Source organism: Streptomyces corallincola (assembly GCF_019104725.1).
In the GTDB taxonomy this organism is placed as follows: Bacteria; Actinomycetota; Actinomycetes; order Streptomycetales; family Streptomycetaceae; genus Streptomyces; species Streptomyces corallincola.
The window spans coordinates 25,627-44,498 of sequence record NZ_JAHRXF010000050.1 but is presented as its reverse complement, the minus strand read 5'-3'; the positions used below and the strand labels follow the sequence as shown (position 1 = coordinate 44,498).

Here is an 18,872-nt window from a genome sequence, read left to right as displayed (position 1 = left end):
GAGCAGGTGTGTTCCTCGTATCCTGGTCGTCCAGAACGTCCACCCGTGCGCACCGGGCCGCGAGCCGGGCGGCGCACGCCGGGAGAGGGGCCGTCCGGTGGGGAAGAGCATGCTCGGCAGTGAGGCGGACCGTGCGGAGGGGGTCGCAGGTCCCCGGCAGATCCCGGTCGTCGTGCTCGCCGGGTTCCTCGGCTCGGGCAAGACGACCCTGCTCAATCATCTGCTGCACCGCAGCGGAGGCAGCCGGATCGGCGCGCTGGTCAACGACTTCGGGGCCATCGAGATCGACGCGATGGCCGTCGCGGGCGCACTCGGGGACTCCACCGTCTCGCTCGGCAACGGCTGCCTGTGCTGCGCGGTGGACGCGACCGAACTCGACACCTACCTCGCCAAGCTCGCCTCGCCCGCCGCCGGAACCGATGTCGTCGTCATCGAGGCGAGCGGGCTGGCCGAGCCGCAGGAACTCGTACGGATGCTGCTCGCCAGCGAGCACCCCGGCATCGTGTACGGCGGGCTCGTGGAGGTCGTGGACGCGGCGGAGTTCGACGAGACCCGTGCCCGGCATCCGGAGATCGACCGGCACCTCGCGCTCGCCGACCTCGTCGTCGTCAACAAGCTGGACCGGGTGCCCGACGGCGACCGTGTCCTCGGGCTCGTCCGCACCCTCACCGGTCGTGCGGCCGTCGTACCCGCCACCTACGGGCGGATCGACCCGGAGTTCCTCTTCGACTGCCGCCCGAGCGAGGAACGCGTGGGCCAGCTCTCCTTCGACGACCTCCACACCCATGCCGACGACGACAGCGGCGACGCCGACGGGCCCGCTCACGCCCCGCACCTGCACGCCGCCTACGACAGCCTCTCCCACACCACCGAAGTCCCCATTGATCCGCGCAGGTTGATGCGATTCCTGGACAGTCGTCCCGACGGTCTGTACCGGATCAAGGGATACGTTGACTTCGGGCCGTACGACCCGGTGAACCGGTACGCCGTCCATGCCGTCGGCCGTTTCCTGCGGTTCTACCCGGAGCCCTGGCCGAGCGCGGCGGGCCCCCGCCGCACCCAGCTCGTGCTGATCGGCTCCGGCATCGACACCGACGCGCTCGCCGCCGCACTCACGGAGTGCGCGAACGACGACGCCCCACACACCGACGAACACGGCATGTGGGGCGTCCTGAGGTACGTACAGGGACCGGCCGGGGCGGAGGAGGCCGACGTGGAGGACCCGCCGGACCCGCTCATCACCTGATGGCCCATCAGGTGATCCGCTCGCCACCTGATCCGCTCACCGCCTGGCGGCGCCGCGCCCCGACCCCCGCCCCGCTCATCCCGGCAACGCCTCCGCGCCGCCTCCGCGCCGCCTCCGCGCCGCCTCCGCGCCGCCTCCGCGACGCCTCCGTCAGGACAGCGCCCCCGCCACGATCCCCACCGTCTTCCCCAGCGAGATCCCCGAGCCGTCCCGGCGCGGGTCGAACTCCGGCAGGTCGAGCGGGGTGCCGTTCTTCTGGGCGGCGCGGGCCGGAACAGGGCCCGCCCAGGCCAGAGAGAGGCAGTCCTCGCCCTTCAGGAAGCGCTGGCAGCGGACACCGCCGGTGGCGCGGCCCTTGCGCGGATACTGGTCGAACGGTGTCAGCTTGGCCGTGGTCTGCACGGAGTCGTCCAGGGTGCCGCGCGAGCCCGCGACGGTGAACACGGCGGCGTCGGCGGCCGGATCGACCACCGCGAACGAGATGACCTTCGCGCCGTCGGCGAGCTTGATGCCCGCCATGCCCCCGGCCGGGCGCCCCTGTGGACGCACGATCGACGCCTGGAAACGCAGCAGTTGCGCGTCATCCGTGATGAAGACCAGGTCCTCGTCGCCGGTGCGCAGCTCCGCCGCGCCGATGATCCGGTCGCCCTCCTTGAGGGTGATGACCTCCAACTCGTCCTTGTTGGACGGGTAGTCGGGCACCACCCGCTTGACCACGCCCTGTTCGGTGCCGAGCGCGAGACCCGGCGAGGACTCGTCCAGGGTGGTCAGGCAGACCAGTGTCTCGTCGCCGTCCAGGGAGAGGAACTCCGCGAGCGGCGCACCGCCCGACAGGTTCGGCGCACCCGAGGGCGCGGGCAGTTGGGGCAGATCCACGACGTTGATCCGCAGCAGCCGTCCCGTCGAGGTCACCGCGCCGACCTCGCCGCGCGCGGTGGCCGCGACCGCCGAGAGGATCACGTCGTGGGCCACCCGCTTGGCGGCGGCCTGCTTCGGGAAGGGCGCGGCATCGAGCGTACGGCCGAGCAGGCCGGTGGAGGACAGCAGCACCCGGCACGGATCGTCCGCGACCTGGAGCGGCACGGAGGCGACCGGAGTACCCGCCGACTCCAGCAGCACGGTGCGCCGGTCGGTGCCGAACTGCTTCGCCACGGCGGCGAGTTCGGCCGACACCAGCTTGCGCAGCTCGGTGTCCGAGTCGAGGATGCGGGTCAGCTCCGCGATCTCCTCGGTGAGCTTCGCCTTCTCCGCCTCCAGCTCGATGCGGTCGAACCTGGTGAGACGGCGCAGCGGGGTGTCCAGGATGTACTGCGTCTGGACCTCGCTCAGCGCGAACCGCTCGATCAGACGCCGCTTGGCCTCCGCGGAGTTCTCGCTGGACCGGATCAGCCGGATGACCTCGTCGATGTCCAGCAGCGCGGTCAGCAGACCCTCGACCAGGTGCAGCCGGTCCCGGCGCTTGGTGCGGCGGAACTCGCTGCGCCTGCGCACCACGGTGAACCGGTGGTCGAGATAGACCTCCAGCAGCTCCTTGAGGCCCAGGGTCAGCGGCTGGCCGTCCACCAGGGCGACGTTGTTGATGCCGAAGGACTCCTCCATCGGCGTCAGTTTGTACAGCTGCTCCAGGACCGCCTCCGGCACGAAGCCGTTCTTGATCTCGATGACCAGACGCAGGCCGTGCTCGCGGTCGGTGAGGTCCTTGACGTCCGCGATGCCCTGGATCTTCTTGGCGTTGACCAGGTCCTTGATCTTCGCGATCACCTTCTCCGGGCCGACGGTGAAGGGCAGTTCGGTGACGACCAAGCCCTTGCGGCGGGCGGTGACCGTCTCCACCGCGACCGTGGCACGCATCTTGAAGGAGCCGCGCCCGGTGGCGTACGCGTCGCGGATGCCGTCCAGGCCGACGATCCGGCCGCCGGTGGGCAGGTCGGGGCCGGGGACGTGCTTCATCAACGCGTCCAGGTCCGCGTTCGGGAAGCGGATCAGATGGCGGGCGGCGGCGACGACCTCGCGCAGGTTGTGCGGCGCCATGTTGGTCGCCATGCCGACCGCGATCCCGGAGGCGCCGTTGACCAGCAGGTTGGGGAACGCGGCGGGCAGCGCCACCGGTTCCTCCTCCGCGCCGTCGTAGTTGGGCGCGAAATCGACCGTGTCCTCGTCGATGGACTCGGTCATCAGGCTCGTCGCCGAAGCCATCCGGCACTCGGTGTACCGCATCGCGGCGGGCGGGTCGTCGTTGCCCAGCGAACCGAAGTTGCCGTGCCCGTCCACCAGCGGCACGCGCATCGAGAACGGCTGCGCCATGCGCACCAGGGCGTCGTAGATGGAGGAGTCGCCGTGCGGGTGCAGCTTGCCCATCACCTCGCCGACGACGCGCGCGCACTTGACGTAGCCGCGGTCGGGGCGCAGGCCCATCTCGTTCATCTGGTAGACGATCCGGCGGTGCACCGGCTTCAGACCGTCACGGGCGTCCGGCAGGGCGCGCGAGTAGATGACCGAGTACGCGTACTCCAGGTAGGAGCCGCGCATCTCGTCCACGACGTCGATGTCGAGGATCCTCTCCTCGTACGCATCGTCGGGGGGCGGGGTCTTCGTGCTGCGGCGGGCCATCGCTGCCGGCTCCTCCTGGTTCCTGGTCGCTCGCGGAGCGGTACTGACGCGGACCATTGTGGACCGAGGCACCGACAACCCGTGCCACGACCCGGTTCCGCGCGGCCCGGCCCGGTGCCGGGGGCCGCCCCCGCGGCGCGCGTCGAGCAGGCTACGCGATCCGCTGTGGGCGTACGTCGTGCGGGAACTTCACCGAGGTCCCGCACGCTGTGCATACAGTGGCAGGACCGGCAGGAAGCCGGCGGTCGTGAGGACCGCCTCCGCTCGTGAAGGGACGTAATGCGCATGGGTCACACGACCACGGCCGAGGCAGGCTCCGGGGGCCTGACAGCGACCGAGCACCGGCTGGCCAACGGTCTGCGTGTGGTGCTCTCCGAGGACCACCTGACCCCGGTGGCCGCGGTGTGCCTCTGGTACGACGTGGGCTCACGCCACGAGGTGAAGGGCCGCACCGGTCTGGCGCACCTCTTCGAGCACCTGATGTTCCAGGGCTCGGCGCAGGTCAAGGGCAACGGCCACTTCGAACTCGTGCAGGGCGCGGGCGGTTCGCTCAACGGCACCACCAGCTTCGAGCGCACCAACTACTTCGAGACGATGCCCGCCCACCAGCTCGAACTCGCGCTGTGGCTGGAGGCGGACCGCATGGGTTCGCTGCTGGCCGCCCTGGACGACGAGTCGATGGAGAACCAGCGCGACGTCGTCAAGAACGAGCGCCGCCAGCGCTACGACAACGTGCCCTACGGCACCGCGTTCGAGAAGCTGACCGCCCTGGCGTACCCCGAGGGCCACCCGTACCACCACACGCCGATCGGCTCGATGGCGGACCTGGACGCGGCCACCCTGGAGGACGCCCGCCAGTTCTTCCGCACCTACTACGCGCCCAACAACGCGGTGCTGTCCGTGGTCGGCGACATCGACCCCGCGCGGACGCTCGCCTGGATCGAGCGGTACTTCGGCTCCATCGAGGCCCACGACGGCAAGCCCGCCCCGCGCGACGGCTCGCTGCCGGAGGTCATCGGTGAACAGCTGCGCGAGGTCGTCGTGGAGGAGGTCCCGGCGCGCGCGCTGATGGCCGCCTACCGGCTCCCGGAGGACGGCACCCGCGCGTCCGACGCGGCCGACCTGGCGCTCACCGTCCTCGGCGGCGGCGAGTCCTCCCGGCTCTACAACCGCCTGGTGCGCCGCGACCGTACGGCCGTGGCCGCCGGGTTCGGTCTGCTGCGGCTGGCGGGCGCGCCCTCGCTCGGCTGGCTCGACGTCAAGACCTCCGGCGACGTCGAGGTCCCGGTCATCGAGGCCGCGATCGACGACGAGCTGGCCCGCTTCGCCGCCGAGGGTCCGACCCCGGAGGAAATGGAGCGCGCGCAGGCCCAGTTGGAGCGCGAGTGGCTGGACCGGCTCGGCACGGTCGCCGGTCGCGCCGACGAACTCTGCCGCTACGCCGTCCTGTTCGGTGACCCGCAGCTCGCGCTGACCGCCGTACAGCGCGTCCTGGAGGTCACCGCGGACGAGGTCAAGGCGGTCGCCCAGGCCCGCCTGCGGCCCGACAACCGCGCGGTGCTGGTCTACGAGCCCAAGTCCCCGGAGACCGTCGAGGACGCCGAGGTGCCCGAGGACCCGGAGTCGGAAGCCACCGTGGAGGCCGCCGCAGGCCGCGACGAGAACGAGGAGACGGCCAAGTGACCGAGCAGCTCGCCACCATGCAGTTCCACCCCCGGCCCGAGGCCGGGGAGGCCCGGCCGTGGGCGTTCCCCGCGCCCGAGCGCTCCACGCTCGGCAACGGCCTGACCGTGCTGCGCTGCCACCGCCCCGGCCAGCAGGTCGTCGCGGTCGAGGTGCTGCTCGACGCGCCCCTGGACGCCGAACCCGCCGGTCTGGACGGCGTCGCCACGATCATGGCGCGCGCCTTCACCGAGGGCACCGACCGCGACTCCGCCGAGGAGTACGCGGCCGAGCTGGAGCGGGCCGGTGCCACCCTGGACGCGCACGCCGACCACCCCGGCGTCCGCATCAGCCTGGAGGTCCCGGCCTCCCGGCTCGCCAAGGGGCTCGGTCTGCTCGCGGACGCCCTGCGTGCCCCCGCCTTCGCGGAGAGCGAGATCGAGCGCCTGGTCCGCAACCGCCTGGACGAGATCCCGCACGAGACGGCCAACCCGGCCCGCCGTGCCGCCAAGGAGCTGTCCCGGCAGCTGTTCCCCGCGACCGCCCGGATGTCCCGCCCCCGCCAGGGCACCGAGGACACCGTCGAGAAGATCGACGCGGCTGCCGTACGCGGCTTCTACGACCGCCATGTGCGGCCCGCCACGGCCACCGTGGTCGTCGTCGGGGACCTCACCGGCATCGACCTCGACACGCTGCTCGGCGAGACCCTGGGCGCCTGGACGGGCACGCCCGGCGAGTCGCGCCCGGTACCGCCGGTGACCGCCGACGACACCGGCCGCGTGGTCGTCGTGGACCGTCCCGGAGCCGTGCAGACGCAGCTGCTGATCGGCCGCGTCGGCTCCGACCGGCACGACCGGGTGTGGGCCGCGCAGGTCCTCGGGACCTACTGCCTCGGCGGCACCCTCACCTCCCGCCTGGACCGCGTCCTGCGCGAGGAGAAGGGCTACACCTACGGCGTGCGCGCCTTCGGGCAGGTGCTGCGCTCCGCCCCGGACGGCACCGGCGCCTCCATGCTCGCCATCAGCGGCTCGGTGGACACCCCGAACACCGGCCCGGCGCTGGACGACCTGTGGACGGTGCTGCGCACCCTCAAGGCGGGCGGCCTGACCGACGCCGAGCGCGACGTGGCCGTGCAGAACCTCGTCGGGGTCGCCCCGCTGAAGTACGAGACGGCGGCGGCCGTGGCGAGCACCCTGGCCGACCAGGTCGAGCAGTATCTGCCCGACGACTACCAGGCGACGCTGTATCAGCGCCTCGCGGACACCGGCACGGTGGAGGCCACCGCCGCCGTCGTGGCCGCGTTCCCCGAGGACCGCATGGTCACCGTGCTCGTCGGTGACGCCGCGCAGATCGCTGAGCCGGTCCGCGCGCTCGGCATCGGTGAGGTCACCGTGGTGACGGCCGAGTAGCCGCGCCCGACGGCAGTGGTGAGTGGGGTCCGGCGGCCGACAGGCCGTCAGGACCCCACGTTCCGTTCCCGCCGCCTTCGCGGCCGGGCGGCCTTTTCGTACGGGCGTTCAGCGGCGCCCGAATTGACCGGAAGCACGCCCTTCTGCCCTGTGGCAAGCGTTACAAACGACCGGTTCGGTTTGAGAGGCGCCGTCCGTCCCGCTTAGCGTCTTCCGGGCTGTTCGTCGGGCAGTGCGCCGCACCCGCGGCACCGGACAGCCATCGCCGAGTCCCCGTACGGCGCGAGCCGGGGGAGCCGGGGACCCGTGTGCAGTCCCTGGGGTGAATCGGAACGGCCCGCGCCCGCGCGGGAGTTCCGTAGGAGACCTTCCTGCTCCGAACCCGTCAGCTAACCCGGTAGGCGAGAGGGAAGGAAAGGACCGGCCACTTCATGGCGTTCAACTGCGCCACCGGGAAGCATCGCAAGCCCGGACGGGTCAGACGGACCACCGCTTCGGCGGCGGGCGTCGTGGCCCTCACCACCACCGGCGTCGTCGGCACCCTCGCGGTCGCCCCGGCGTTCGCCGCCGAGAACGACGCCCCGGCCGCCGGGCTCGCCCCGGTGGTCGCCACCGGCGACACCGTGGCCGCGCAGATCGACGCCCAGGCCCGGGCCCAGCAGGCGAGCGCCGACCGCAAGGCGGCCGAGGCCGCGGCGGCCAGGGCGGCGGCCGAGGCCCGCGAGGCCAGGGCGCGCGCCGCCCGCGAGGCCGAGCGCCGCAGGCTGAACGCCTTCGTGGCGCCCGTCGCCGGTTCCCACGTCTCCACCGGCTACCGCACCGGAGGCACCCTGTGGTCCTCCGGCTCGCACACCGGTATCGACTTCCACGCCGCGACCGGCACCGTCGTCCGCGCGGCCGGTGCCGGTACCGTCGTCTCCACCGGCTGGGGCGGCGCGTACGGCAACGAGATCGTGCTCCGGATGGCCGACGGCATGTACACCCAGTACGGCCATCTGTCGTCCATCGGCGTCACGGTGGGCCAGACGGTGGCACCGGGCCAGCGCATCGGCCTCTCCGGGGCGACCGGCAACGTCACCGGCCCGCACCTGCACTTCGAGGCCCGTACCGGCCCGGACTACGGTTCGGACGTCGATCCGGTCGCCTACCTCCGCGAGCACGGCGTGGCCGTCTGACCCACCGGCGCGCGAGCGGCGTACGGGAGCGGCGCGCGAGGAGTGTGCGAGGAGTACGCGAAAGCCCCGGACTTCCGGGGCTTTTCCGCTTTCCGGGAACTCCGCGCGACCGCATGCGCCGTACGCCCCGCCCATCCCACGACCTGGCCAAAAAATATCCCCGGATTTCTCCGTGCCATCGGAAATTCCGCCCCTCTGTCATAGAGTCGCGGGACGGACGGTGCGCGATACGGGTGTCCCTCGCCGGTGTTTCGCGGGAATCACACGGAGGTCGGTCATGCGTATTCCGGCGCACTCGGTGTGCACGGCGATCCGGGACGACATCGTCGCCGGGGTCCACGTGCGCGGCGGGCGACTCACCGAGGAGGTCCTCGCCCGCCGCTACGGCGTCTCGCGCGTCCCCGTCCGCGAGGCGCTGCGCACGCTGGAGGCCGAGGGGTTCGTCGTGACCCGGCGCCACGCGGGCGCCTGCGTGGCCGAGCCCACCGAGCAGGAGGCCGCCGACCTGCTGGAGATGCGCCGGTTGCTGGAGCCCCTGGGCGCGGCCCGTGCCGCCCAGCGGCGCACCGAGGCCCATGTGAAAGTCCTGCGTGGCCTGGTCGGACTCGGTCAGGAGCGGGCCGCGCGCGGCGCCACGGAGGATCTCCGGGCCCTGGGGGTGTGGTTCCATGAGACGCTCGCGCAGGCCGCCGGGAGCCCCTCGCTGACCGCCACGCTGAACCGGCTGCGGCACAAGATCGCGTGGATGTACGCCGTGGACGTCCCGCCCGACCCGCGGGAGGCGTGGGCCGAACACCGGGCCATCGCGGACGCGGTGGCCCGCGGCGACGCCGACCGGGCGCGCGCGGTCACCGCGCTGCACGCCGAGCGCGCGACCGCCGCGCACCGCCTGCGCCGGGCCGCCGGGAACGACCGCGCCGGGCAGGTGAGGACCTCGCAACATGCCGTAAACACAACGGGTCCGCGCCCTTAACACGGGCACCGTATACAAAGAGAAGATATTCGGCGCGCATTACTTTCCCGCGCGGAGAAGCGGTTTCCGTGACGAAGGGAATGTGCGTCGCGGAACGCGCGCCCGTCCGGCCTCTCGAACGCGCCCGAAAATCGGACGTGCCCGGATCTCGAATGCGCTCGGATCTCGAATGCGCCGGGAAAACGAACCCGCCCGGAAATTCGGACGCGCCCGAAAAGAGAAATCCGTGCCACCCTCCACGGGGCGGCACGGATTCCACGGTCCTTCTCAGACCGTCTCGGGCAGTTCCTCCAGGCCCTCCGCGACCAGCTTCGCCAGCCGCTCCAGCGCGGCCTCCGCGCCGTCCGCCCCGGAGGCGAGCACGATCTCCTCGCCGCCACGGGCGCCCAGCCCCAGCACGGCCAGCATGGAGCCCGCGTTGACCGGCGTGCCCCCGGCCTTGGCGACGGTCACCGGCACGCCGGTGGCCGTGGCGGCCCGGACGAAGATGGAGGCGGGTCGGGCGTGGAGGCCCTCGGCCCAGCCGACGTTGACGCGGCGCTCAGCCATGTGTTGCTGCCCTTCAGTGACTCAAGTTGTCTAGACCAGTTTCCCACACGGCTCCCCGACACCGCCGCGCCCCCTCAGCCTGCCTCGCGGCGTTGTCGTACGCGAGCCGTACGCTGGCCCCATGCAGAGCCCGGCGGACCGGCAGCAGGACCGGCACGAGTACCCCGCCCACTGGGAGGCGGACGTGGTGCTGCGCGACGGGGGCACCGCCCGCGTCCGGCCCATCACGGTGGACGACGCCGAACGGCTGGTCAGCTTCTACGAGCAGGTCTCCGACGAGTCGAAGTACTACCGCTTCTTCGCGCCCTACCCCCGCCTGTCCGCCAAGGACGTCCGCCGCTTCACCCACCACGACTTCGTGGACCGGGTCGGCCTCGCGGCCACCGTGGGCGGCGAGTTCATCGCCACCGTCCGCTACGACCGGCTCGGCACCGGCAAGGACGGGGGTGCCGCGGGTGACGAGGCCGAGGTCGCCTTCCTCGTCCAGGACGCCCACCAGGGGCGCGGCGTCGCCTCCGCCCTGCTGGAGCACATCGCCGCCGTCGCCCGCGAGCGCGGCATCCGCCGGTTCGCCGCCGAGGTGCTGCCCGCCAACTCCCGCATGATCAAGGTGTTCACCGACGCCGGTTACACCCAGAAACGCAGCTTCGAGGACGGCGTCGTACGCCTGGAGTTCGGACTCGAACCCACCGACCGCTCCGTCGCCGTGCAGTGGGCCCGCGAACAGCGCGCCGAGGCGCGCTCGGTGCGCCGTCTGCTCGCGCCCGGCTCCGTCGCCGTCGTCGGTGTCGGCCGCACCCCCGGCGGGGTGGGCCGCAGCGTGCTCGGCAACATCCGCGACGCCGGGTACGCGGGACGGCTGTACGCCGTCAACCACGCCTTCCCGGACGGCGTCCACGAGGTGGACGGGGTGCCCGCGTTCGGCTCGGTGCGGGACATCGCGGAACCCGTGGACCTCGCGGTCGTCGCCGTCCCGGCCGAGTTCGTGCCCGCGGTGGTCGCGGAGTGCGGCGAACACGGCGTGCAGGGACTGGTCGTCCTGTCCGCCGGGTACGCCGAGAGCGGCTCCGACGGACGGCAGCGGCAGCGCGCCCTGGTCCACCAGGCACGCGCGTACGGCATGCGGATCATCGGCCCCAACTCCTTCGGTGTGATCAACACCGCGCCCGGTGTCCGCCTGAACGCCTCCCTGGCGCCCGACATGCCCCGCACCGGCCGCACCGGGCTGTTCTCGCAGTCCGGCGCCATCGGCATCGCCCTGCTGTCCCGGCTGCACCGGCGCGGCGGCGGCGTCACCGGCTTCACCGGGGTGTCCACCTTCGTCTCCGCCGGCAACCGGGCCGACGTCTCCGGCAACGACGTCCTGCAGTTCTGGTTCGACGACACCGAGACCGACGTCGCCCTGATGTACCTGGAGTCCATCGGCAACCCCCGCAAGTTCACCCGGCTCGCCCGGCGCACCGCCGCCGCCAAACCCCTGGTCGTGGTGCAGGGCGTCGGTTCCGCCCCGCAGGGGCACGCGGTGCGCGCCACCCGGCTGCCGCACGCCACGGTCTCCGCGCTGCTGCGGCAGGCCGGGGTGATCCGGGTGGACACCATCACCGAACTCGTGGACGCCGGACTGCTGCTGGCCCGCCAGCCGCTGCCCGCCGGACCGCGCGTCACGATCCTCGGCAACTCCGAGTCCCTGGGCGTCCTCACCTACGACCGCTGCCTCGCGGAGGGGCTGCGCCCGGCCCGCCCGATCGACCTGACCACCGCCGCCACGGCGGACGACTTCCACCGGGCGCTGTCCCGCGCGCTCGCGGACGACTCCTGCGACGCCGTCGTCGTCACCGCCATCCCGGCCGTGGGGGAGCGCTCGCCCGGCGACGCCGAACTCGCCGGTGCCCTGCGCTCGGCTGCCGCCGGGGCCCCCGGCAAACCGGTGCTGGTCGTCCACGTCGAACTGGGCGGCCTCGCCGAGGCGCTGTCCGCCGCCGCGAGCACGGCACCGCAGGCACCGGGCACCCCGGCCACCCCTGCCGCCCCCCAGGCACCGGGTGCTCCGGCCACCCCTGCCGCTGACCGGGTTCCGGACACCCCGGCCACCCCCACCACCCCGCGACCGCCCGGTACCCCGGCCACCCCCACCACCGCGCCGAACCCCGGCCGCGACCGCACGCCCGACCCCGCGCCCCTCACCGCCCCCGGCGACCCCGCGCGGCCCGGCGAACCGGCCACCCCTCGCCTCATCCCCGCCTACCCCGCCGCCGAGCGCGCCGTACGCGCCCTCGCCGAAGCCGTGCGGTACGCGCAGTGGCGGCGCGAGGCGGCCGATCCCGGCAAGGTGCCCGAGTACGGCATAGACGAGAAGGGCGCCGCCGCACTCATCCGTACCCTCCTCGCGCGCGGCCGGGGCCTGACCATCGGCCAGAACGAGACCTGCGACCTGCTGGAGAAGTACGGCATCCGGGTCCGCCGCGCACTGCCCGCCCCCGACCCGGAGGCCGCCGCCGAAGCCGCCCGCACCCTCGGCTACCCGGTCGCCCTGAAGGCCACCGCACCGCACCTGCGGCACCGCGCCGACCTCGGCGGGGTCCGCCTCGACCTCGCGGACGAGGAACAACTGCGCCGCGCCTACGCCGAGTTGACCGAGCTGTTCGGCAAGCCCGAGGAACTGCGGCCGGTGGTGCAGGGCATGGCACCGCGCGGTGTGGACACCGTCGTCCGCGCCGTCATCGACCCGGCCGCCGGTGCCGTGCTGTCGTTCGGGCTCGCGGGCGCCGCCTCGCAGCTCCTCGACGACACCGCGCACCGGCTCATCCCGGTCACCGACCGCGACGCGACCTCACTGGTCCGCTCCATCCGCACCGCCCCGCTGCTGTTCGGCTGGCGCGGCTCCACCCCTGTGGACACCCCCGCCCTGGAGGAACTGCTGCTGCGGGTCTCCCGGCTGGTGGACGACCACCCCGAGGTGGTGGCCGTCACCCTGGAGCCCGTCGTCGTCGCCCCGCGCGGGGTGAGCGTCCTCGGCGCCACCGTCCGGCTCGCCCCGCCGCCCGCCCGCGACGACCTGGGCCCGCGCACCCTCCCGGCCTACTGACCGCCCCGCGCCCGGCGCCCGGACCCGCCCGCCCGGCCCGCCCGCGCGGGGCCCCGGGCGCGGCCCCGACCCGCTGTGTCCACGGACTAGAATGGCCGTCATGGCCAAGACCAGTACGACGACCCAGGGGCTGCGCGCGGCGATCGAGCGCAGCGGCTACTACCCGGCCCTCGTTGCCGAGGCGGTGGAGGCCGCCGTGGGCGGGGAGCCCGTCCGCTCGTATCTGGTCCACCAGGAGACCACGTTCGACCAGAACGAGGTCCGCCGCCATGTGACCGTCCTGGTCCTCACCGGCAGCCGGTTCATCGTCAGCCACACCGACGAGCAGGCCGCCGACACCACCTCCCCGACGCCGTACGCCACCACGTCCACCGAGTCCGTGAAGCTCGACCGGATCTCGTCCGTCGTGGTCAGCCGGGTGGTCGCCAACCCCGAGAAGTACAAGCCGGGCACCACGCCCCGCGAGGTCGTGCTGACCATCGGCTGGGGCGCCGTCAGCCGGATCGACCTGGAGCCCGCCGCCTGCGGCGACCCCAACTGCGAGGCCGACCACGGGTACACGGGCAGCTCCACCGCCGACGACCTCAGCCTGCGCGTCAGCGAGGCCGGGGACGGCCCGGAGACCGTGCGCCAGGCGCTCGCCTTCGCGCAGGCCGTCTCCGAGGCGACCGCGGAGACCACGCGCTGATGGCGCAGCCCTCCGCCTGGGACGACCCGGAGCCGCTCGCCCTGGAATCGGCCCCCCTGCCCGCGTACGGCACCGGCTCGCTCGCCGACCTGCTGCCCACCCTCGCCGCCGGACTCGGCGTGCCCGGCACCACCGCCACCATCACCGAACTCGCCCCCGCCGACCGGGTCTGTGTCTTCCTGGTGGACGGACTCGGCTGGGAGCAGCTGCGCGCCCACCCCGGCGAGGCACCGTTCCTCACCTCACTGCTCGGCAGCTCGCGCGGCGGCACCGGGCACCCGCTCACCGCCGGGTTCCCGGCGACCACCGCCACCTCCCTCGCCTCCGTCGGCACCGGCCTGCCGCCCGCCGCGCACGGCCTGCCCGGCTACGCGGTGCGCGACCCGGCCACCGGCGACCTGATGAACCAGCTCCGCTGGCAGCCCTGGACCCCGCCGCACGCCTGGCAGCCGTACCCCACCGTGTTCCAGCTCGCCGACGCGGCGGGCGTGCACGCCGCCCAGGTGTCCTCGCCGCAGTTCGAGCACACCCCGCTGACCAAGGTGGCGCTCAGCGGCGGCACCTTCCGGGGCCGCCTGACCGGCGAGGACCGCATGGACCTGGCCGCCGCCCAGCTCGCCGCCGGGGACCGGTCCCTGGTCTACACGTACTACTCCGAGCTGGACGGCGCCGGGCACCGCTACGGCGTCGCCTCCGACACCTGGCGCGGCCAGCTCATGACCGTGGACCGGCTCGCGCAGCGCCTCGCGGAACAGCTCCCGCCGCGCAGCGCGCTGTACGTCACCGCCGACCACGGCATGGTGGACGTGCCCTTCGACGAGGACAGCCGCATCGACTTCGACGAGGACTGGGAGCTGGGCGCCGGTGTCGCGCTGCTCGGCGGCGAGGGGCGCGCCCGGCACGTGTACGCGGTGCCGGGCGCCGCGAGCGACGTGCTGACGGTGTGGCGCGAGGTGCTGGGGGACCGGTTCTGGGTGGCCTCGCGGGACGAGGCGATCGACGCGGGCTGGTTCGGCCCGCCCGGCTTCTGCGACGAGCGGGTGTACGCGCGCCTCGGGGACGTGATCGCCGCCGCCCACGACGACGTGCTGATCACCGCCTCCCGGCGGGAGCCCAAGGAGTCCGCGCTGGTCGGCAACCACGGCTCGATGACCCCCGCCGAACAGTTCGTCCCGCTCCTCGAAGTACGCTCCTGACCCCCCACCGCGTCCCCCTCGCCGAAAGGTGCTCTGCCCCTCATGCCCGAGCTGGTGTTCTTCTCCGGAACGATGGACTGCGGGAAGTCAACGCTGGCTCTCCAGATCGAGCACAACCGCTCCGCGCGCGGCCTGGTCGGCATGATCTTCACGCGGGACGACCGCGCGGGCCAGGGCAAGCTGTCCTCCCGGCTCGGCCTGGTCACCGACGCCGTCGAGGTCGAGGACGGCCAGGACCTGTACGCGTATCTGGTGGACCACCTCTCGCAGGGGCGCCGCGCGGACTACGTCATCGCCGACGAGGCGCAGTTCCTCGCCCCCGGCCAGATCGACCAGCTCGCCCGTGTGGTGGACGACCTCGCGCTCGACGTGTACGCGTTCGGCATCACCACGGACTTCCGCTCCAAGCTCTTCCCCGGCTCGCAGCGCCTGGTGGAGCTGGCCGACCGGGTCGAGGTGCTCCAGGTGGAGGCGCTGTGCTGGTGCGGCGCCCGCGCCACCCACAACGCCCGCACGATAGGCGGCGCGATGGTGGTCGAGGGCGCCCAGGTCGTCATCGGGGACGTCAACCAGTCGGCGGGCGAGGTCGGTTACGAGGTGCTGTGCCGCCGCCACCACCGGCGCCGCATGACGGCGGCGACGGCGCGGGCGGCGTCCATCTCACCGGACGTCCTGCCGGTGACCTCCCCCTGACCCTCGCCCCGACCGCGCCGCCCCGCCCGCCCGGCGCCGGTGCGCGCCGACGGCACGCCCCAGGCGCTTCTCCTCCGGGTCACCGGGCACGGCCGGGCAGGGCTTCCGCCGCGTCAGTGCGGGTTCTGGATCACCGAGAACACCGCGCCCTCCGGGTCCGCGACCGTGGCGATACGGCCGTGCTCGTCGTCGTGGACGCCGTCCACCACCCGGCCGCCCAGCGCGGCGACCTGACGGACCGTCGCGTCGGCGTCGGCGACCTCGAAGTACGTCAGCCAGTGCGGGCCGCCGTCCCGGCGCAGTCCGCGCCCGACCCCGTGCACCACGGCGACCGGCCGGTCCGCGACGCGCAGCGTCACATGGTCGGGCCCGGCGGCGAGGGCCGGTTCCTCCTCGTAGCCGAACACGGCCTCGTAGAACTTGGCGACGCTGGCCGTCTCGAACGTCAGCAGCTCGTTCCAGGCCGGGGTGCCGGGGACACCGCCGATGGAGGCGCCGAAGTGCGCCGAGCCCTGCCAGATGCCGAACACCGCGCCCGCCGGGTCGGAGGCGATGGCCATCCGCCCCGCCTCGGCCGCGTCCAGCGGGCCCACCGCCACCGTTCCGCCGCACAGCCGCACCTGATGGGCCGTCGCGTCCACGTCGTCGGAGGCCAGATACGGCGTCCAGGCCACCGGCAGCCGGTGGTCCGGCGGCAGCTGCCCGATGCCCGCCACCTCCTCCCCGTCCAGCAGCGCCCGCACGTACGGCCCGAGTTGCTGCGGGCCGGGCCGGAACTCCCAGCCGAACAGCTCGCCGTAGAACCGCTCGGTGTCGGCCAGGCGGTGCGCCATCAGACTCACCCAGCAGGGCGTTCCGGGTGCGCGTCGCGCACGTGGACCGGCCGACTCCGGTGCCTCGGTCATCGATCACTCTCTCCCCGGCCCCTCGCGGTGGCCGTGTCGCTTCCGCTCCCGGCGTCCGCGCCGCGCCCGTACGCGCGCGCCCCCGCCGGTGTCCGCATCCGCGTGCCGCAGCCGTGGCGTGCCGGACGACCGGCGCCGTCTGCGCGAGGATGCTCGTTCTGCCGTTTCCCGCCGCTTCCTACGATGACCGGCGGAGGTCCGCCGGAAGTACAGCACGTGCCCGACCGCGTACGCCTCGTGATCGAGACCGCTCGGCGGAGCAGAGTAGCCGTACCTGGACGCCACGGCCACCCCTGACGTAAGGATGGACGCATGACAGCACTCATCACCGCATCGGAACTGGCCACCCGGCTCGACGGCGCGGAGCCGCCCGTCCTGCTGGACGTGCGCTGGCAGTTGAGCGTGCCGGGCGCGGGCGCCCCCGCCTTCGACGCACGCGCGGCGTACGCGGCGGGCCATCTGCCGGGCGCGGTCTTCGTGGACCTGGACCGCGAGCTGGCAGGGGCCCCCGGCGCGGGGGGCCGCCATCCGCTGCCGGATCTCGCGGAGTTCGGCGCGGCCGTGCGCCGGGCGGGCGTGTCGCCGTCCCGGACGGTCGTCGTGTACGACGGCGGGCAGGGCTGGGCCGCCGCGCGCGCCTGGTGGCTGCTGCGCTGGACGGGTCACCCGGACGTGCGGGTGCTGGACGGCGGGTTGCCTTCCTGGCAAGGCACGTTGACGACCGATCGGCCCGCCCCGGCCGAGGGCGACTTCGTCCCGGTGCCGGGGAAGCGGGGCGTCCTGGACGCGGACGGCGCCGCCGCGCTGGCCCGCACCGGCGTGCTGCTGGACGCGCGCGCGGGGGAGCGGTACCGGGGCGAGACGGAGCCCATCGACCCGGCGGCGGGGCACATTCCGGGCGCGCTGTCGGCGCCGACCGGTGAGAACGTCGGCCCGGACGGCCTGTTCCTGCCCCCGGCGGACCTGCGGGACCGCTTCCGGGCGCTCGGCGTCTCCGACCGGACACCCGTCGGCGTCTACTGCGGCTCGGGCGTGTCGGCGGCGCACGAGGTGCTGGCGCTGGCCGTGGCGGGCATCGACGCGGAGCTGTACACGGGTTCCTGGTCGGAGTGGTCGCGCGACCCCGCCCGCCCGGTGGCGGTGGGCCCGGACCCCCGCTGAGCCGTCGTACGGCGGGCGGGCGGCACGCGAAGCGGCCGGATCAGAGGGACAGGGGAGGCGGGGAGAACGGGCCGGGACAGCGAAGAGGCCGGGACGCCGTGGAGGTGTCCCGGCCCGCTCGGGCCGCCGGTCGCGGCCGGTGTCCGGCCTACTCCTGCTTCTTGCGCCGCGTCCCGAAGACGATCTCGTCCCAGCTGGGCACGGCGGCGCGGCGGCCGGGGCGGACGCCGTCGGCCTCCGCCTGCCGGTCGGTCGCGCCGATCAGCCGGTCGCGGTGGCTGGTGACCGCGCGGGGCATCAGCACGTCGGCGTAGGCGGACCCGGCCGACGCGGCGGGCGCCGGGGGCTCCTCGGCCGCCGGTTCCTCCACGGTCTCCTCGTCCGGTTCGGCGGAGGGGAGTTCGGGGACCACCAGATCGCCCCGGAAGCTGGGCACCGCCTCCAGGAGGCTGGTCAGCGAGTCCCGCTCGCCGCTCTCCTCGGCCGGGTCGGCCGCCTGCGAGGTCAGCGCCGGACGCTCCCGGTCCGACCGGTCGAGCGCGCGGTCCATCCCGCGCTCGCGCGGCAGCCGGGCGATGCGCGGCACGAACGGGAAGCTGGGTTCGGGCGCGGCGAGGTCCTCGGACTCGCCGATCAGCGAGCGCGCCTCCTCGTCCACGGCCTGTACGAGCCGCCGGGGCGGGTCGTACGTCCAGCTCGCGGTGTGCACCTCGCCCGCGACGCGGTAGCCGAGCATGACCTCCCAGGTGCCGTCGTCCCGGCGCCAGGAGTCCCACTGCACGGTGTCCTTCTCCACCCCGCGCAGCAGCAGCCGCTCCTGCACGGCCTCGCCGAGCAGCGGGCCGGAGTTCTCACCGGGACGGCGGACCGGGGTCTTGCGGGCGCGCTCGGCCATGAAGGCGCGTTCGGCCAGCACGGGGCCCTCGAAGCGCCGGACCCGATCGACGGGGATACCGGCGAGCTGCGCGACCTCCTCGGCGGTGGCGCCCGCTCTTATACGTGCCTGGATGTCGCGCGGGCGGAGATGGCTCTCCACCTCGATCTCGATCTGTCCGAGGCGCGGACGGTCGCCGCGCACGGCGGCACGCAGCCGTTCGTCGATCGGGAGTGTGTACTCCGTCGCGTCGGCAGCCTTCAGCACCAGCCGTGTGCCGTCATTCGAGACGGCCACGACACGCAGTTCGGGCATGGGGACCTCCCGGATGGTGCCTGCCGACGTCACGTGCGTCGCTGCTTCCGCTAGTCGAGTGTGGCCTGCCCGGGTGCAGCCTGCCACAACCTTGCCGAGTTGCCCGGCGTGTCGGGCATGGGCCCTGATGCGCCGTCATGTCACGGTTACCCGTTCGCCACGGTGAGTGACGAACTTCCTCACCCTGAGCAACTGGCCCCCTCCAGGCGGTCCAGCGAGGCCGCGGACATCCTGGTGGGAGTCCGGACCCAGGGCTCGTCACACTACTCCATTTGGACCATGTGCGTGGATGGCGCGCCGCTCAACTTCTCGTCCAGGAACGGACTTCGGC

Annotated in this window: 14 protein-coding genes and 1 riboswitch; of the genes, 10 read left to right on the top strand and 4 right to left on the bottom strand. The window is 73.5% G+C overall.

Annotated features, from left to right (window positions below; all coding sequences use genetic code 11):
* Positions 1-109 precede the first annotated feature (109 nt).
* Positions 110-1,246, top strand: a complete 1,137-nt coding sequence (locus KUM39_RS24245) for a CobW family GTP-binding protein (RefSeq protein ID WP_217787888.1) — start codon at positions 110-112, stop codon at positions 1,244-1,246.
* A 150-nt stretch (positions 1,247-1,396) separates the two neighbouring features.
* Here KUM39_RS24245 and KUM39_RS24240 read toward each other — a convergent pair whose 3' ends face one another.
* Positions 1,397-3,856, bottom strand: a complete 2,460-nt coding sequence (locus KUM39_RS24240) for a DNA gyrase/topoisomerase IV subunit A (RefSeq protein WP_217787886.1) — start codon at positions 3,854-3,856, stop codon at positions 1,397-1,399.
* 285 nt (positions 3,857-4,141) lie between these two features.
* Between KUM39_RS24240 and KUM39_RS24235 the strand changes: the two genes are divergently transcribed.
* The 4 genes from KUM39_RS24235 (at position 4,142) to KUM39_RS24220 (ending at position 9,075) form a co-directional block, all read left to right on the top strand.
* Complete coding sequence (locus tag KUM39_RS24235; RefSeq protein ID WP_217787885.1) at positions 4,142-5,539, top strand: M16 family metallopeptidase; 1,398 nt, start codon at positions 4,142-4,144, stop codon at positions 5,537-5,539.
* A gap of 17 nt (positions 5,540-5,556) precedes the next feature.
* Positions 5,557-6,927 carry a M16 family metallopeptidase gene (locus KUM39_RS24230; RefSeq protein ID WP_217787887.1) on the top strand — a complete coding sequence of 457 codons (1,371 nt, stop codon included), beginning with the start codon at positions 5,557-5,559 and terminating at the stop codon, positions 6,925-6,927.
* A 253-nt stretch (positions 6,928-7,180) separates the two neighbouring features.
* Positions 7,181-7,346: riboswitch (cyclic di-AMP (ydaO/yuaA leader) on the top strand.
* A 12-nt stretch (positions 7,347-7,358) separates the two neighbouring features.
* Complete coding sequence (locus KUM39_RS24225) at positions 7,359-8,102, top strand: M23 family metallopeptidase (RefSeq protein WP_217787884.1); 744 nt, start codon at positions 7,359-7,361, stop codon at positions 8,100-8,102.
* A gap of 277 nt (positions 8,103-8,379) precedes the next feature.
* Positions 8,380-9,075, top strand: a complete 696-nt coding sequence (locus KUM39_RS24220) for a GntR family transcriptional regulator (protein WP_217787883.1) — start codon at positions 8,380-8,382, stop codon at positions 9,073-9,075.
* 267 nt (positions 9,076-9,342) lie between these two features.
* Here KUM39_RS24220 and KUM39_RS24215 read toward each other — a convergent pair whose 3' ends face one another.
* Complete coding sequence (locus KUM39_RS24215) at positions 9,343-9,624, bottom strand: HPr family phosphocarrier protein (RefSeq protein WP_217787882.1); 282 nt, start codon at positions 9,622-9,624, stop codon at positions 9,343-9,345.
* Between the two features lie 121 nt (positions 9,625-9,745).
* Between KUM39_RS24215 and KUM39_RS24210 the strand changes: the two genes are divergently transcribed.
* The 4 genes from KUM39_RS24210 to KUM39_RS24195 all read left to right on the top strand — a co-directional run bounded on the left by KUM39_RS24210 (position 9,746) and on the right by KUM39_RS24195 (position 15,286).
* Positions 9,746-12,709: a bifunctional acetate--CoA ligase family protein/GNAT family N-acetyltransferase gene (locus tag KUM39_RS24210; protein ID WP_217787881.1), complete on the top strand. Its 2,964-nt coding sequence runs from the start codon at positions 9,746-9,748 to the stop codon at positions 12,707-12,709.
* A 91-nt stretch (positions 12,710-12,800) separates the two neighbouring features.
* On the top strand, positions 12,801-13,397 hold the full coding sequence (locus KUM39_RS24205) for a DUF5998 family protein (protein ID WP_217787880.1): 597 nt from the start codon (positions 12,801-12,803) through the stop codon (positions 13,395-13,397).
* Positions 13,397-14,593: an alkaline phosphatase family protein gene (locus tag KUM39_RS24200; RefSeq protein ID WP_217787879.1), complete on the top strand. Its 1,197-nt coding sequence runs from the start codon at positions 13,397-13,399 to the stop codon at positions 14,591-14,593. The genes KUM39_RS24205 and KUM39_RS24200 overlap by 1 nt, the downstream gene beginning before the upstream one ends.
* 42 nt (positions 14,594-14,635) lie before the next feature.
* Entirely contained in the window at positions 14,636-15,286 is a 651-nt protein-coding gene (locus tag KUM39_RS24195) for a thymidine kinase (protein ID WP_217787878.1), read from the top strand.
* A gap of 113 nt (positions 15,287-15,399) precedes the next feature.
* On the opposite strand, the gene KUM39_RS24190 is transcribed toward KUM39_RS24195, so the two are convergent.
* Complete coding sequence (locus KUM39_RS24190) at positions 15,400-16,191, bottom strand: VOC family protein (protein ID WP_217787877.1); 792 nt, start codon at positions 16,189-16,191, stop codon at positions 15,400-15,402.
* A gap of 312 nt (positions 16,192-16,503) precedes the next feature.
* Between KUM39_RS24190 and KUM39_RS24185 the strand changes: the two genes are divergently transcribed.
* Complete coding sequence (locus KUM39_RS24185; RefSeq protein ID WP_217787876.1) at positions 16,504-17,352, top strand: sulfurtransferase; 849 nt, start codon at positions 16,504-16,506, stop codon at positions 17,350-17,352.
* 148 nt (positions 17,353-17,500) lie between these two features.
* Here the strand turns inward: KUM39_RS24185 and sepH are convergent, their stop codons facing one another.
* Positions 17,501-18,541, bottom strand: a complete 1,041-nt coding sequence (sepH, locus tag KUM39_RS24180) for a septation protein SepH (protein ID WP_217787875.1) — start codon at positions 18,539-18,541, stop codon at positions 17,501-17,503.
* Positions 18,542-18,872 lie beyond the last annotated feature (331 nt).